The sequence below is a fragment of the Pseudonocardia sp. CA-107938 genome, from assembly GCF_050936315.1.
GTDB lineage: Bacteria > Actinomycetota > Actinomycetes > Mycobacteriales > Pseudonocardiaceae > Pseudonocardia.
Window position 1 is genome coordinate 953551 of sequence record NZ_JBNJNA010000001.1, and the last position, 13598, is coordinate 967148.

The window sequence follows — 13598 nt, forward strand, 5'->3', positions numbered from 1 at the left end:
CCCGGAGGGGTCGCTCCCACCAGCCTACGCCGCGCCACCACGGCCTTCGGGCCCGGCCGGAGGGCGCCCCGTGCGGCGAGTTGCCCGGATCAGGACCGCGAGTTGTCCAGTTCGGGACGGCGAGTTGCCCGGATCAGGACCGCGAGTTGTCCGGTTCGGGACGGGCGACTCGCCGTACCGAGACAGGCGACTCACCGTACCGAGACAGGCGACTCACCGTACCGAGACAGGGGACTCGCCGTACCAGGACGGGCAACTCGCCGACGCCGCAGCCGCAGCCCGGCTCGCGTCAGGGCTTGGTCCTGCGCCGCGGACGGGGTGGGAGTTCCGGGCGGCGCAGGGACGGGCGGGTGGCCGGGTCCGGTGGCGTGACGGCGGGGGTGGCGGCGAGGCGTTCCAATGCGACGTCGACGGCCCGGTCGAGCTGCGGGTCGCGCCCGGCGACCCAGTCCTGCGGGGTGATGTGGACCTCGATGTCGGGGTCGACGCCGTGGTTCTCGACGGACCATCCGGTGTCGTCGAACCAGAACCCGTAGCGGGGCTGCATCACGGCGGTTCCGTCGACCAGCGCGTGCCGGCCGTCGATGCCGACGATGCCGCCCCACGTGCGGGTACCGACGACGGGTCCGATGCCGAGGCGCTTGATGGCCGCGGTGATGATGTCGCCGTCGGAGCCGGACATCTCGTCGGCGAGCGCGACGACGGGCCCGCGGGGGGCGTCGAGCGGGTAGGTGGCGGGCTGCTGGTTGCGGATCACCTCCCAGCCGATGACGCGGCGCGCGAGCTTCTCCAGCACGAGCTGCGACGTGAACCCGCCGGCGTTGCCGCGCACGTCGAGGATCAGGCCGTCGTGGGCGGTCTCGCGCGTGAGGTCGCGGTGCAGCTGCGCCCAGCCGTCGGCAGCCATGTCGGGGACGTGCAGGTAGCCGAGCCGGCCGCCGGAGCGTTCGGCGACGGCGGCGCGCCGCCCGGCCACCCAGTCCTGGTAGCGCAGCGCGGCCTCCGACCCGAGCGGCCGCACGACCACCCGCCGCACCTCGCCGGGTTCGGTGTGGGCGGGCCCGCTGCGCACGGTCAGCTCGACGAGCCGTCCCGCGAGCGCGACGAGCAGCGGGGCCGGTCCGAGGGCCGGGTCGACCGGGCACCCGTTGACCTCGAGCAGCACGTCCCCGTCCCGGACGTCGACGCCGGGCGCGGCGAGCGGGCTGCGCGCCGCGGGCACGGACGTGTCGGGCGGCAGCACCCGCTCCACCCGCCAGCCGTCGTCGGTGCGGGCGAGGTCGGCGCCGAGGAACCCGGGACGGCCGTCCCCGCGCCCGTATCCGCGAGAGTGGACGTAGGCGTGCGAGGTGCCGAGCTCGCCCTGCACCTCCCACAGCAGGTCGACGAGATCGTCGTGGCTGCCGACGGCGTCGACGAGCGGGCGGTAGCGGGCGAGCTCTCCCGTCCAGTCGACGTCGCCCATGTCGGCGACCCAGAAGTGGTCGCGCATGAGCCGGCCGGCCTCGTCGAACATCTGCCGCCACTCCGCCGACGGATCGATGGTGACGGCGATGCGCCGGGTGTCGATCTCGTACTCGTCGGCGCCCGCGTCGCCGTCGTCGCCGGGCTTGCCCGAGCCGGAGCGGTCGGTCCGCAGCACCCGCAGCGCCGACCCCTCGCCGACGACGAGCCGTTGCCCGTCGCCGGACACGGCGTACCGGTCGATCGGGTCGGCGATCACGTCGAGCTTGCGGCGCACCAGGTCGTAGCGCTCCAGGACGGGGTGTTCGCCGTCGTCGTTCGGGGCGCGGCCGTGGCCGAGCACGCCGGTGACGGGGCTGCGGCACCACAGGAGGCAGTCCTTCCCGGCGCGCAGTGCGCTGTAGCGGCCCTCCTCCACCGGAACCGGGACGACCCGGGCGGCGAGCCCCTCGACGTCGACGACGACCTCCGGCGGGCCGTCCTCCTTCGGCCGCGCCGGCGGCGCCGCTTCCTCGCCTTCCGCCGGCACGTGCTCGTCGGGGGCGGCCGGCGGGTCCTCCGGGCCTTCCTCGGCCGCTGACACCGGCCGCCCGTCCGGGCTCGCCCCGAACGGCGACGGCGTGCGCGCGGCGAGCGGCACCACGAACGGCCGCCACGACGCCGGGAACGACAGGTCGAGCGAGTGCTGGTCGTAGATCGGGTCGAAGCTGCGCCGGGACAGGAACGCCAGGTACTTGCCGTCACTGGTGAAGACGGGGTCGGCGTCGCGGAACCGCGGCTCGGTGACGGCGACGGTGCGGCCGTCGGCGGGGCAGGTGAGCACGATGCGGCACAGGTTCGCCGGGGCCGGTTCGACGTAGGCGAGCCACGCGCTGTCCGGCGACCACGACACGTCGGTGATCTCGCCGTCGGCCGCGGCGAGCTCGCGGACGGCCCCGGCGCCGGCGTCGACGAGCAGCAGCCGGCCGTCGTGCGTGGTGAGCGCGACGCCCTGGCCGTCCGGGGCGGCGACCAGCGAGTGCACCCGACCGAGCTCGCCTGCCCCGATGCGCTGCACCGCGCCGGCGCGCGGATCGAGCGGGGCGATGCAGACGGCGTCCTCGCCCTCGGCGTCGTCGATCCACACGGCGCGGTCGTCGTCGAGCGGCTGGGCGTAGCGGGCGCGGGTCCCGGGCGCGGCGAGGAGCACCCGCGCCGGCCCGTCGCGGTGGGTGAGCCGGTGCACGGTGCCGCGGACGGTGACGATGCTGGTGCGCCCGGTGCGGTCGGGCGCGGCGGACTCGAGCCAGTCCGTCGCCGTGAGGCGGCGCGGCGTGCGGTCACTGCGCGGCCCCGCCAGGCGCACGTCGATCGGCTGCGGGCGGGCGGCGACGGCGAGCGACTCGAGCAGCCACAGCTGCCCCGCCGACTCGTAGACGACGCGGGTGCCGTCGGTGGCGGCGTGGCGGGCGTAGAACTGCGGCTCGCCTGCTGCCCCGTGGTCGGTGTGTCGTCGCAGGTCACCGCCGTCGAGATCGACCGAGTAGAGGTTCCCCCAGCCCTCGTGGTCGGACAGGAACGCGATGCGCGTGCGCCGCCCGGCACCCACCAGCACGGGGGAGGCGAGGTTCCCGTCGAGCTCGGCGAGGATGCGCGTGAACTCGCCGGGGCTGCCGCGGTCCGACCAGAGCTGGCCGCCCGAGCCGCCGCGGTAGCGCTTCCACCAGGCCATCTCCCGTTGCAGCGCGGTGCGGCGCAGGACGGTCGGCAGGCGGCTGCCCGGCCGCGCGGCGAGGTCGGACACCGGACCGAACGGCAACCGGCGACCGGGTCCGCCGGTCACGGGAACGGCGAACGCCCAGCTGCGGTGCGTGGGGTCGCCGACGGAGGTGGCGGCGACGACCTCGTCCGGCCCCGCCCAGCCCAGCACGGTGGCGCCGGGCGGCCCCCAGTGGGTGAGGCGGGTGACGCCGCCGCCGTCGAGCGCGCTGACGTACACCTCGGGGCCGCCGTCGCGCTGCGACGCCCACGCGACGCGGGTGCCGTCGGGCGAGATGCGGGGGGTGGCGGCGGGAACGTCGTCGTTGGTGACGCGGTAGGCGCGGCCGCCGGTGACGGGAGCGGTCCAGACGTCGTCCTCGGCGACGAAGACGAGTGAGTCGCCGTGCAGATGGGGGAAACGGAGGTAGCTGCGCGTCACTGGGCGACCCTAGTGGCCCGATCACCGCCCCCTGACTGGGCCCATACCACGTCGCGTGCAGGATGGTGACCATGGGTGGCTACCTCGCACGGCGCGCGGCCGCGGTGGCCGCCGCCTGCGCAGTGATCGTTTCGGGGGCGGCGTGCGGGGCGAGCAACGGCCGGTCGACGGTGCCGTCGGTGGCTCCCTCTCCGGCGCCCGTGGCGCGCACCGGGATCCCGACGCTGCGCGTCGACACGGTCGCGCGCGGCCTGACGCGGGTGTCCGACCTCGGGTTCCTGCCCGACGGCAAGATCCTGGTCACGCAGCTCGAGGGGCGCATGTCCGTGCTGAGCGGGTCCAGCCCCGGCGCCACGATCGCCCCGGTCGCCGCCGACCTCGGCGACGTGTGGGTGCGCGGCGACGCCGGCCTGCTGGGGCTCGCCATCCACGACGACTTCTCCACCACCCGCCGCTTCACCACCTGCCAGTCGCACGCCGACCGCGGCCAGCCCACGGACGTGCGGCTGGTCACGTGGGAGCTGTCGTCCGACGCCCGTTCGGCCCGGCGGGTGGTGGATCCGCTGGTCGGCGGGCTGCCGATCAGCAGCTCGACGGGCCTCCACGCCGGGTGCCGCCCGATGATCGCGAAGGACGGCGCGCTGCTCGTCGGCACGGGCGACTCGATGCGGGCCGGCGTGCCGCAGGACCTCGCCTCGCTCGGCGGGAAGGTGCTGCGCATCGACCTGGCCACGGGCAGCGCGCCGCTGGGCAACCCGTTCGCGACGGAGACGAACCCGGCCCTGCGGCTCGTGCTGACCTTCGGGCAGTCGAACGTGACGGGCCTGGCCGTCGAGCCGGTGACCGGCGCCGTGTACTCCGTCGACGCCGGTACGGGCCGTGAGGACGAGCTCAACAAGCTGGCGGCCGGGCAGAACTACGGCTGGGACCCGTCGAAGGGCGGGCTGCGCACCAGCGGCTACGACGTGACCACCCCGCCGACCGACCTGACCCGCTACCCGAAGGCCGTGGCCGCGACGTGGTCGTCCGGTGCGCCTGCGCCGGGCGTGTCCGGGGCGGCGTTCATCGAGGGACGTCAGTGGGGTGACTTCAACGGGCGCATCGCGGTGAGCACCACGGTCGGCCGCAAGCTGCTCGTCCTGCAGATCGGTCCCGACGGCAAGGTCGGCGACGTGCTCACCCCCGCTCCGCTCGACTCGGCGTTCGGGCAGCTCAGCGGCGTGCACGCAGGCCCGAACGGCGACCTGTTCGCGTTCACGGGCAACGGCACGGACGACAAGGTTCTCCGAATCACGCCCTCCTGACGAACGAACCGGACATACTGCCGCCATGCCCCGCCCGTGGTTCCTGCTCGGCGCCCTGCTCCTGGTGGCATGCGCGGCACCGCAGTCGGCGCCGACCGTGCCGGCTGCCGCCGGCTCAGCGGAGCTCGCGGTCGAGGTCGTCGCGGAGGGCTTCGAGAACCCGTGGGACATCGGCTTCCTGCCTGACGGGCAGGCCCTGGTGACCGAGCGCGGCGCACGGTTGTCGCTGCTGTCAGGGGCGCGGGTCACGCCGGTGCAGGCCGACCTGGCCGACGTGCAGGTGCGCGGCGAGGGTGGGCTGATGGGGCTGGTGGTGCACCCCGACTTCGCGCAGTCCCGCCGGTTCACCACCTGCCAGACCCATAACGGCCCCGACGGCAACGACATCCGGCTCGTCACGTGGCAGCTGTCGCCGGACGGCTCCTCCGCGGTGCGCGTGGTGGACCCGCTGGTCGGCGGGCTGCCGCTGAACCCGTCCGGCCGCCACTCCGGCTGTCGGCCCACGCTGGCCACCGACGGCAGCCTCCTGGTGGGCACCGGCGACACCGCCCGCGGTGCGCTGCCCCAGGACCTGACCTCGCTGGGCGGGAAGATCCTGCGGGTCGACCTCGCGACGGGCGGACCGGCCCGCGGCAACCCGTTCCTGATGCGCGACGACCCGCGCACGCGGATCGTGCTGAGCTACGGGCACCGCAACGTGCAGGGCGTCGCCGTCCACCCCGACACCGGCCGCGCCTACTCGGCCGAGCACGGACCCGACGTCGACGACGAGGTGAACCGGGTCGTGCCCGGCGCCAACCACGGCTGGGACCCGGCGCAGGGCGGCACCGCCGCGGGCTACGACGAGTCGGTGCCCATGACCGACACCCGCCGGTTCCCGCAGGCGGAGCCCGCGGTGTGGGCGTCGGGCAGCCCGACGCTCGCCATCTCCGGGCTGTCGTTCCTCACCGGCCAGCAGTGGGGCGAGCTGGACGGCGCGCTCGCGGTGTGCGCGTTGAAGGGGCAGAGGTTGCTGATCATGACCTTGGCGGCGGACGGATCGGTCGCCACGGTCACCCAGCCGGCCGCCCTCGACGGCACGTACGGCCGGCTCCGCGCCGCGCGTCAGGGTCCCGACGGCGCGCTCTACGTCACCACGGACAACGGCGGCGGTGACAAGGTCCTGCGGATCACTCGCCGCGGGTGAGGGTGTCGCGCAGCGCGTCGAGTCGCCCGTCCCAGTCGCGGGTCAATGCGGCCAGGAACTGCTGCGCGACCAGCACGGGCGCCGACCGCAGGCGGTAGCGCACCCGGCGGCGCTCCCCCGGTTCCGCGGTGAGCATGCCGACCTCGGCGAGCAGCGCCAGGTGCTTGGCGATGGCCTGGCGGGTGATCGGCAGCCGGGCGGCCAGGTCGGTGGCGGTGGCCGGCCCGCTCGTGGCGAGCGAGGAGAGGATCGCGCGTCGCGTCGGGTCGGCGAGCGCGACGAACACCTGCTCGGCGACGGCCTCCGCCGACGCCTCCGACCACCCGCTGTCCGCCGCCATCACGCAGCCAGGTAAGCGACCAGCTCGCCCAGCTCGCGCGCCCAGCCCCGCGTGTTGCCGTCGAACGCGGCGTGGTGGGCCGCGTCGGGCATCTGGGCGAACCCGGTCTCGACGACCGTGAGCAGCGTGCCGGGTCCGTCCGCCTCGAGGGTGAACTCGACGTACGTGCGCCGCGGATCGTCGTCGTCGAGCCCGTAGAGGGGCCAGGTGAACCCGAACGCGACCGGCTCCTCGACGCGCTCCACGCGGAACGCCCGCGTGGCCCCGTCCGGCCAGCCCAGCTCACCCGCACCGCCGGGCCGCAGGTCGATCGTGGCCTTGTCACCGAACCACGCCGAGAGCCCTTCGGACGTGGTGAGCGCGGCCCACACGGCGGCGGGCGGCCGCGGGATCGTGACGGTGCGTTCGATGCGGTCGGGGAAGCCCATACCAGGATGGTATAGCAACTCGCAAGTTGCGCCTATCGCCCGTACCGCACGGCGGCGCGCTCCCGCGCCTTCGCCGCCTCCACCTCGCGGTCCTTCGGCGGGGCGGTGGTGACGAGCGAGTCGAGCAGTTCGCGCGTCGCGGCCTCGACGGCGTCGACGGCGCGTTCGAACGCGGCCTCGTTGGCCTGCGACGGGCGCGTGGAGCCGCTCACCTTGCGGACGTACTGGAGCGCGGCAGCGCGCACCTCGTCCTCGGTGGCGGGTGGTTCGAAGTTGTGGAGGGTGCGGATGTTGCGGCACATGCCCTCGATCGTGCCGCAAAGGCCCGGCCCGCGTCAGTCGCCGGGATCGACTCCGGTCAGCGGCGCGACCGACAGCATCAGCTTCGTGACGTGGAACGCCTCGGCGTAGCGCGCCCGGCACTGGACACCGCGGGCGCGGGCGATGCCGCCGAACGCCTCGGCGTCGAACCAGCTGCGGTCGCGCTGTGAGCCGTAGTGCTCGTGCAGCTTGGTGATCTTCTCCCGCAGCACCGGCTCGGCCAGCGGTAGGAACACGTTGGCCCGGCCGAGGTCGCCGTCCCAGGTGAGCAGCTCGTAGCCGAGGGTCAGGTGGTCGCGGAACACCGTGGGCACGAGCTCCGCGAGCACCTGGTGGTCGGGGTGGGTGTCGCCGGGCGCCGGCGCGAAGATCACGTCGGGGTCGACGTGCGCGCGCAGCTCCTCCAGCACCAGCTTCGCCCGCTCCCAGCGCACGGGCAGCCGCCCGTCCGGCAGGTCCAGCACGGACATCTCCAGGCGCGCCCCGGGGCAGAAGGCGGTGAGCGCCGAGCGCTCCTCCTCCTCGCGCAGCGACCCGCCACCGGTCAGCACGATCGCGGACACGGCGACGCCGGGGTGCGCCCGGCACAGCTCCAGCAGCGCACCGCCGGCACCGATGGCGATGTCGTCACAGTGGGCACCGAGCAGCAGGATCCGATCCACCCGCTCGGGAACGAGGGTCAGCACCTGCGTGGCCGATGCGCTGTGTACACAGCGTCATTCTTCCATGCAGATCGTCGACCACACCCACACGAGGGGTGGTGATGGTTGCGCCGGTCAGTCCGACGTGCGCAGGCGCGCCAGTCGGGTCGGCGTCGGCCAGCGGACGTCGTGCACCCAGCCGAACTTCTCGAAGATCCAGATCAGCCGCGCGGAGATGTCGATCTGGCCGCGCAGCACGCCGTGCCGGGCGCACGTCGGGTCGGCGTGGTGCAGGTTGTGCCAGGACTCGCCCATCGACAGGATCGCCAGCGGCCAGAAGTTGACCGACCGGTCCCGCGACTTGAACGGCCGCTCACCCCACATGTGGCAGACCGAGTTGATCGACCACGTGACGTGGTTGCACACGGCCAGGCGCACCAGCCCGCCCCAGAAGAACCCCGTCACGACGCCCTGCCACGACCACGTGATCAGGCCGCCGAGCACCGCGGGCGCCACCAGGCTCACCGTGACCCACAGCCCGAACGTGCGCGCCACCTTCACGATCGCCGAATCCGCGAGCAGGTCGGGGATGAAGCGCTTGTGGTTGGTCTCGTCCCGGTCGAAGAACCAGCCCATGTGGGCGTGCAGGAAACCCTTCGCGACGGCCAGCGGCGACGTGCCGTGCAGCCACGGCGAGTGCGGATCGCCCTCGCGGTCGGAGAACGCGTGATGGCGGCGGTGGTCGGCCACCCAGTTGAGGACGTTCCCCTGGATGGCGAGCGAGCCCGAGATCGCCATCGCCACCCGCAGCCACTTCTTCGCCTTGAACGACTTGTGCGTGAAGTGCCGGTGGAAGCCGACCGTGATGCCCAGGATCGCCGGCACGTAGAACACCACCATCAGGGCGAGGTCCTGCCAGCCCACGCCCCAGCCCCACACCAGCGGGATCGCTGCGACCAGCGCGACCATCGGGACCGCCACGAACAGGTAGATGATCACGTGCTGCGTGGTGGTGCGGCGGCCGGAGATCACCGGGCTCGGCCCTCCCAGGAGCGGGTCGGGATGCACCACGGCCTCGGACGGCGATGCGGACATCGAGCTCCTTCGACGGGGAGAGGGCCTCGGTCGCGCCGAGGTTAGGCGATCCTGGCCGACCCGCGCACCCCTGCCGGGCGAACATCGGGCAAATCACCCGCGCTGCGCGGGGATACGCGCGCGACCCCCGCGCAGGCCGCATGCCAGGATGGAGGCCAGTCCGCCGTGGTGTAATGGCAGCACCTCAGATTTTGGTTCTGATGGTCCAGGTTCGAATCCTGGCGGCGGAGCACTGGTTGGGCCGCGCGGCGGCAGGCCGTGGATCAACCCCCGTTGCAGCCCGGCGGTGGAGCGGTGTTCGGCGGTCCGCGGTGATCAAGGGCAAACTGTCGCTAGTGGATCTTGAACGGCGACACTTTGCCCTTGATCACCACACCCGAGCCCCAGCCGCGCCACCGGTCCGCACAAGGTGATCGAGGCTGCGACTTTCGTCGGCAGCGCCGGAAGCACCACTTCCGCGAGGGTTGGCGGCATGACCGACACGACGAGGAACGTCATCGCCGTCGCCGACTACATCGGCTGCACCGCGGCCGAGCTGGCCGCGAAGCGCCGCGGTGACCGCATCGCGGCCGGCGTGGACCAGAAGGTGCTCTTCCACCGCCGCGGGCGGATCACCCTCACATCCGGCCGGTTGCTGCTCGAAGGCTGGGGCGACGAGGACCTGGTTCTGCAGCCGGCCGACGTGACGGCCGTGGAGAACCGCTTCACCGATCTGTACGGGCGGTTCATCGGCGGTCTGCTGAACGCGGGGAAGCCGTTGATCCTCACCACGCCGGTCGGCGAGATCTACCTGATGATCGACCACCGGACGTTCATGGAGACCACCGACAACCGCCGCTGGACGATGTTGATCAACGCGTGGCGCCGCGGTTGACCCCGGACAGCCCGCGGGGCGGGCCCGCACTCGCGGACCCGCCCCGTCGGACGTGTGAAGCTGCCCGGCTCAGCGACCGTTGGGTCGCGGCTGCGGCGGCGCGGGCGGACGCCCGTTACCGGTGCACATCATCTACCTTCCTCGCTTCCCGTCCGACCGATCACTGTTCGAGACCGGCTTCAAGCGTGATGGTGGTGCCGGTGAGCGCCTTGCTCACCGGGCAGGCCGCCTTGGCGGCTTCCGCGGCCTGGCGGAACGCGGCCTCGTCGAGACCGTCGACCTCCCCGCGGACGGTCAGCGCGATCCCCGTGATGGCGAACCCGCCTGCGGGGTCGGGGCCGAGAGTGACCTCGGCCGTGACGTCGAGGGCTTGCGGCGTGCCGCCGGCTTCGGCGATGAGGGCCGAGAGCTGCATGGCGTAGCACGACGAGTGCGCGGCCGCGATCAGCTCCTCGGGGCTGGTGGTGCCGTCGGCGTCGTCGGCCGCCCGCTTGGGGAAGCTGACGTCGTAGGTGCCGACCCCGCTGCTGCTGAGCTCGACCTGCCCGGAGCCCTCCTGCAGGCTGCCGTTCCAGGCCGTGCGGGCCGTGCGTGTGGGCACGTGTCCTCCTCACCAACTCGTCTGTGTCGTACAACCCGTATGACGTACGGACCGTGCCACGGGATACGTGGTAAGAGCCGACTGAACAATGATCGACGGCAAACGGTCGCGAACTGCCGTTCGGCCGCAGCTGTCCACCCGTCCGGGTGAACCGCCCAGCGGTCCCCGGACGGCGGTTGACCCGACACGTTCCGTCGCCTGATCTTTACAACGAGTGATGATCAGTGGTGGTTACGCGCCGTCCGGCCGTCGGAGGCGAACGACGTAGGATCGCCGGGTCCACCGCAGCCAGCCCAGGGAGAGGCCGCCATGCCCCACCCGACCGCCGCTGATCCCGCAGCCCAGGAGCACGTCCGACCGGCTGCCGTGATCGTTCTCGCCGCGGGCGAGGGCACGCGGATGCGCTCGTCGACGCCGAAGGTGCTGCACCGGCTCGGTGGCCGGAGCCTGCTGGGGCACGCGGTGCACGCGGCCGCGGGCCTCCACCCTGAGCACCTCGTGGTCGTCGTCGGGCACGGCGCCGACCGCGTCCGGGCCGAGCTGGATCTGCTGTCCGCCGAGCTGGAGCGACCGGTCGTCGCAGCCGTGCAGGACAAGCAGCTGGGCACCGGGCACGCCGTCGGCTGCGGGCTGGAGGTGCTGCCGACCGACCTCACCGGCCCGGTCGTGGTGACCTACGGCGACACCCCGCTGCTCGGCACCGCGACGCTCGCCGGACTGATCGGCGACGACCCGGTGTCGGTGCTGACCACCGATCTCGCCGAACCCACCGGCTACGGCCGCATCGTGCGCGCCGCCGACGACGCCGTCACCGCGATCGTCGAGCAGGCCGACGCCACTGCCGAGCAGCGCGCCATCACCGAGATCAACGCCGGCGTCTACGCCTTCGACGCCGCGTTCCTGCGCTCCGGGCTGGGCCGGCTCGACACGGCGAACGCGCAGGGCGAGCTGTACCTGACCGACCTGGTGGCGATCGCCGCCGCCGACGGCCGCCCCGCCCGCGGGGTCCGCTGCGCCGACGCGTGGCAGGCGCAGGGCGTCAACGACCGCGTCCAGCTCGCCGCCATGCGGGCGGAGCTGAACCGGCGCCTGCTCGACGACTGGATGCGCGCCGGCGTCACCGTGATCGACCCGGCCACCACCTGGGTGGACGTGCAGGTCGTGCTCGGGCAGGACGTCGTGCTGCATCCGGGCACGCAGCTGCTCGGGGCCACCACGGTCGGGGCGGACGCCGAGATCGGCCCGGACACCACGCTCACCGCGTGCACCGTCGAGGAGGGCGCGACGGTCGTGCGCACCCACGGCAGCGAGTCGGTGATCGGGCCGGGTGCGTCCGTGGGCCCGTTCGCGTACCTGCGGCCCGGCACGCGGCTCGCCGCGAAGGGCAAGATCGGCACCTTCGTCGAGGTCAAGAACGCCGAGATCGGCACCGGCAGCAAGGTGCCGCACCTCACCTACGTCGGCGACGCGACGATCGGCGAGTACTCCAACATCGGCGCGTCGTCGGTGTTCGTGAACTACGACGGGGTCACCAAGCGCCGCAGCACGATCGGCTCGCACGTGCGCACCGGCTCGGACAACACGTTCGTCGCGCCGATCACGATCGGCGACGGCGCGTACACGGGTGCCGGCACGGTCGTCCGCGAGGACGTACCGCCCGGCGCACTCGCGGTGTCGTCCGGGCCACAACGCAACGTCGCAGGTTGGGTCGAACGCAAACGGCCTGGTACACCGGCTGCGGACGCAGCGAAGCGCGCCGCGTCGACCGAGGAGGCCTGAGCTCTTGAGTGCGATGTCGGCAACCGCGAAGAAGAACCTGATGCTCTTCGGGGGCCGAGCGCATCCCGAGCTGGCCGAGCAGGTCGCGAAGCACCTCGACGTCACGGTGACGCCGCAGTCGGCGTACTCCTTCGCCAACGGCGAGATCTTCGTGCGGTTCGAGGAGTCGGTGCGCGGCTGCGACGCCTTCGTCGTGCAGTCGCACTCGGCGCCGATCAACGACCAGATCATGGAGCACCTGATCATGGTCGACGCGCTGAAACGGGCGTCGGCCAAGCGGATCACCGTGGTCATGCCGTTCTGGGGCTACGCGCGCCAGGACAAGAAGCACCGCGGCCGCGAACCGATTTCCGCCCGCCTGGTCGCCGACATGTTCAAGGTGGCCGGCGCCGACCGGATCATGACCGTCGACCTGCACACCGCCCAGATCCAGGGCTTCTTCGACGGCCCCGTCGACCACCTCTTCGCGCTGCCCGTGCTCTCCGAGCACATCAAGCGCACCTACGCCGACGCGCAGCTCGCCGTCGTCTCCCCCGACTCGGGGCGGGTGCGCCTCGCCGAGCGCTGGGCCGAGACCCTCGGCGGCACGCCGCTGGCGTTCATCCACAAGACGCGCGACCCGATGAAGCCCAACGAGGCCGTCGCGAACCGCGTCGTCGGCGAGATCCAGGGCCGCACGTGCGTGGTCATCGACGACATGATCGACACCGGCGGCACGGTGGCGAAGGCCGTCGAGGCGCTGCTGGAGCAGGGCGCGGCCGACGTGATCGTCGCCGCCACCCACGGCGTCCTGTCCGGCCCGGCCACCGAGCGCCTGGCCAACTGCGGCGCCCGCGAGGTGGTCTTCACCGACACCCTGCCCATCCCCGACGAGAAGCGCTTCCCGACGATGACGGTGCTCTCGATCGCCCCGCTGCTGGCCCGCGCCATCCACGAGGTCTTCGACGACGGCTCGGTCACCAGCCTCTTCGACGGCAACGCCTGATCACACCGGAGCCGACCAGCCGTCCTCGCGGTAGGCGATGCAGTCCATCTCCACCGCGGCGCCGAGGGCGAGCGCGGTGGTGCCGGTCGTGATGCGGGCGGGCGGGTCGTCGCCGACGAACTCCAGGTAGGCCTCGTTCATCGCGGCGAAGTCGGCCATGTCGGTCAGGTGGACGTTCACCTTGACGACGTCGGCGAACGTCCCGCCGCAGCCCGCGATGATGCGGGCGAGGTTCTCCAGCGTCCGGGTGGTCTCGGCCCGGATGCCGCCCTCGACGAGCTGCAGCTCCGCGTCGGCGCCGAGCATCCCGGAGACGTGCAGGTGCTGCCCGGCGATCACCGCGTGGGAGAACGCGGGCAGCCGCCCGACACCGTCGATGTTGACCCGCTGGGCGCCCATGC

General features: G+C 73.0%; 13 protein-coding genes and 1 tRNA gene. 6 read left to right on the top strand and 8 right to left on the bottom strand.

Annotated features, from left to right (window positions below; all coding sequences use genetic code 11):
* Positions 1-289: 289 nt before the first annotated feature.
* Positions 290-3643, bottom strand: a complete 3354-nt coding sequence (locus ACQEVB_RS04655) for a S41 family peptidase (RefSeq protein WP_432965469.1) — start codon at positions 3641-3643, stop codon at positions 290-292.
* Between the two features lie 71 nt (positions 3644-3714).
* Here ACQEVB_RS04655 and ACQEVB_RS04660 point away from each other — a divergent pair, with 71 nt between their 5' ends.
* Both ACQEVB_RS04660 and ACQEVB_RS04665 read left to right on the top strand, forming a co-directional pair.
* The gene (locus ACQEVB_RS04660) at positions 3715-4947 is read left to right on the top strand and encodes a PQQ-dependent sugar dehydrogenase (protein ID WP_432965472.1); all 1233 of its coding nucleotides are present in this window, start codon (positions 3715-3717) and stop codon (positions 4945-4947) included.
* 25 nt (positions 4948-4972) lie between these two features.
* On the top strand, positions 4973-6133 hold the full coding sequence (locus tag ACQEVB_RS04665; RefSeq protein ID WP_432965475.1) for a PQQ-dependent sugar dehydrogenase: 1161 nt from the start codon (positions 4973-4975) through the stop codon (positions 6131-6133).
* Here the strand turns inward: ACQEVB_RS04665 and ACQEVB_RS04670 are convergent.
* The 5 genes from ACQEVB_RS04670 to ACQEVB_RS04690 all read right to left on the bottom strand — a co-directional run bounded on the left by ACQEVB_RS04670 (position 6117) and on the right by ACQEVB_RS04690 (position 8958).
* The gene (locus ACQEVB_RS04670) at positions 6117-6473 is read right to left on the bottom strand and encodes an ArsR/SmtB family transcription factor (protein ID WP_432965478.1); all 357 of its coding nucleotides are present in this window, start codon (positions 6471-6473) and stop codon (positions 6117-6119) included. The two genes, ACQEVB_RS04665 and ACQEVB_RS04670, sit on opposite strands and share 17 nt — an antisense overlap.
* A complete protein-coding gene (locus ACQEVB_RS04675; protein WP_432965481.1) occupies positions 6473-6901 on the bottom strand; it encodes an SRPBCC domain-containing protein in 429 nt (142 codons plus the stop codon). Before ACQEVB_RS04675 ends, ACQEVB_RS04670 begins: the two co-directional genes overlap by 1 nt.
* A 32-nt stretch (positions 6902-6933) precedes the next feature.
* Entirely contained in the window at positions 6934-7203 is a 270-nt protein-coding gene (locus ACQEVB_RS04680; protein WP_432965484.1) for a DUF2277 domain-containing protein, read from the bottom strand.
* Between the two features lie 33 nt (positions 7204-7236).
* A complete protein-coding gene (locus tag ACQEVB_RS04685; RefSeq protein WP_432965487.1) occupies positions 7237-7908 on the bottom strand; it encodes a PIG-L deacetylase family protein in 672 nt (223 codons plus the stop codon).
* Positions 7909-7998: 90 nt separating this feature from the next.
* The gene (locus tag ACQEVB_RS04690) at positions 7999-8958 is read right to left on the bottom strand and encodes an acyl-CoA desaturase (RefSeq protein WP_432965490.1); all 960 of its coding nucleotides are present in this window, start codon (positions 8956-8958) and stop codon (positions 7999-8001) included.
* Between the two features lie 159 nt (positions 8959-9117).
* On the opposite strand from ACQEVB_RS04690, the gene ACQEVB_RS04695 reads away from it, so the two are divergent.
* A tRNA-Gln gene (locus tag ACQEVB_RS04695) sits at positions 9118-9188 on the top strand.
* A 242-nt stretch (positions 9189-9430) separates the two neighbouring features.
* Positions 9431-9832, top strand: a complete 402-nt coding sequence (locus ACQEVB_RS04700) for a hypothetical protein (RefSeq protein WP_432965493.1) — start codon at positions 9431-9433, stop codon at positions 9830-9832.
* 160 nt (positions 9833-9992) lie between these two features.
* On the opposite strand, the gene ACQEVB_RS04705 is transcribed toward ACQEVB_RS04700, so the two are convergent.
* Entirely contained in the window at positions 9993-10433 is a 441-nt protein-coding gene (locus ACQEVB_RS04705) for an OsmC family peroxiredoxin (RefSeq protein ID WP_432965496.1), read from the bottom strand.
* A gap of 309 nt (positions 10434-10742) precedes the next feature.
* Here ACQEVB_RS04705 and glmU point away from each other — a divergent pair, with 309 nt between their 5' ends.
* The gene (glmU, locus tag ACQEVB_RS04710; RefSeq protein ID WP_432965499.1) at positions 10743-12212 is read left to right on the top strand and encodes a bifunctional UDP-N-acetylglucosamine diphosphorylase/glucosamine-1-phosphate N-acetyltransferase GlmU; all 1470 of its coding nucleotides are present in this window, start codon (positions 10743-10745) and stop codon (positions 12210-12212) included.
* Positions 12213-12225: 13 nt separating this feature from the next.
* Positions 12226-13197: a ribose-phosphate diphosphokinase gene (locus ACQEVB_RS04715; RefSeq protein ID WP_432965502.1), complete on the top strand. Its 972-nt coding sequence runs from the start codon at positions 12226-12228 to the stop codon at positions 13195-13197.
* On the opposite strand, the gene ACQEVB_RS04720 is transcribed toward ACQEVB_RS04715, so the two are convergent.
* Complete coding sequence (locus ACQEVB_RS04720) at positions 13198-13596, bottom strand: RidA family protein (RefSeq protein WP_432965505.1); 399 nt, start codon at positions 13594-13596, stop codon at positions 13198-13200.
* Positions 13597-13598 lie beyond the last annotated feature (2 nt).

What these genes read in the sequence shown, in the direction of transcription:
- ACQEVB_RS04665 (WP_432965475.1), top strand. Translation starts at nt 4,973, where the DNA reads ATGCCCCGCCCGTGGTTCCTGCTCGGCGCCCTGCTCCTGGTGGCATGC.
- ACQEVB_RS04660 (WP_432965472.1), top strand. Translation starts at nt 3,715, where the DNA reads ATGGGTGGCTACCTCGCACGGCGCGCGGCCGCGGTGGCCGCCGCCTGC.
- ACQEVB_RS04680 (WP_432965484.1), bottom strand. Translation starts at nt 7,203, where the DNA reads ATGTGCCGCAACATCCGCACCCTCCACAACTTCGAACCACCCGCCACC.
- ACQEVB_RS04715 (WP_432965502.1), top strand. Translation starts at nt 12,226, where the DNA reads ATGTCGGCAACCGCGAAGAAGAACCTGATGCTCTTCGGGGGCCGAGCG.
- glmU (WP_432965499.1), top strand. Translation starts at nt 10,743, where the DNA reads ATGCCCCACCCGACCGCCGCTGATCCCGCAGCCCAGGAGCACGTCCGA.
- ACQEVB_RS04720 (WP_432965505.1), bottom strand. Translation starts at nt 13,596, where the DNA reads ATGGGCGCCCAGCGGGTCAACATCGACGGTGTCGGGCGGCTGCCCGCG.
- ACQEVB_RS04690 (WP_432965490.1), bottom strand. Translation starts at nt 8,958, where the DNA reads ATGTCCGCATCGCCGTCCGAGGCCGTGGTGCATCCCGACCCGCTCCTG.
- ACQEVB_RS04675 (WP_432965481.1), bottom strand. Translation starts at nt 6,901, where the DNA reads ATGGGCTTCCCCGACCGCATCGAACGCACCGTCACGATCCCGCGGCCG.
- ACQEVB_RS04700 (WP_432965493.1), top strand. Translation starts at nt 9,431, where the DNA reads ATGACCGACACGACGAGGAACGTCATCGCCGTCGCCGACTACATCGGC.
- ACQEVB_RS04670 (WP_432965478.1), bottom strand. Translation starts at nt 6,473, where the DNA reads ATGGCGGCGGACAGCGGGTGGTCGGAGGCGTCGGCGGAGGCCGTCGCC.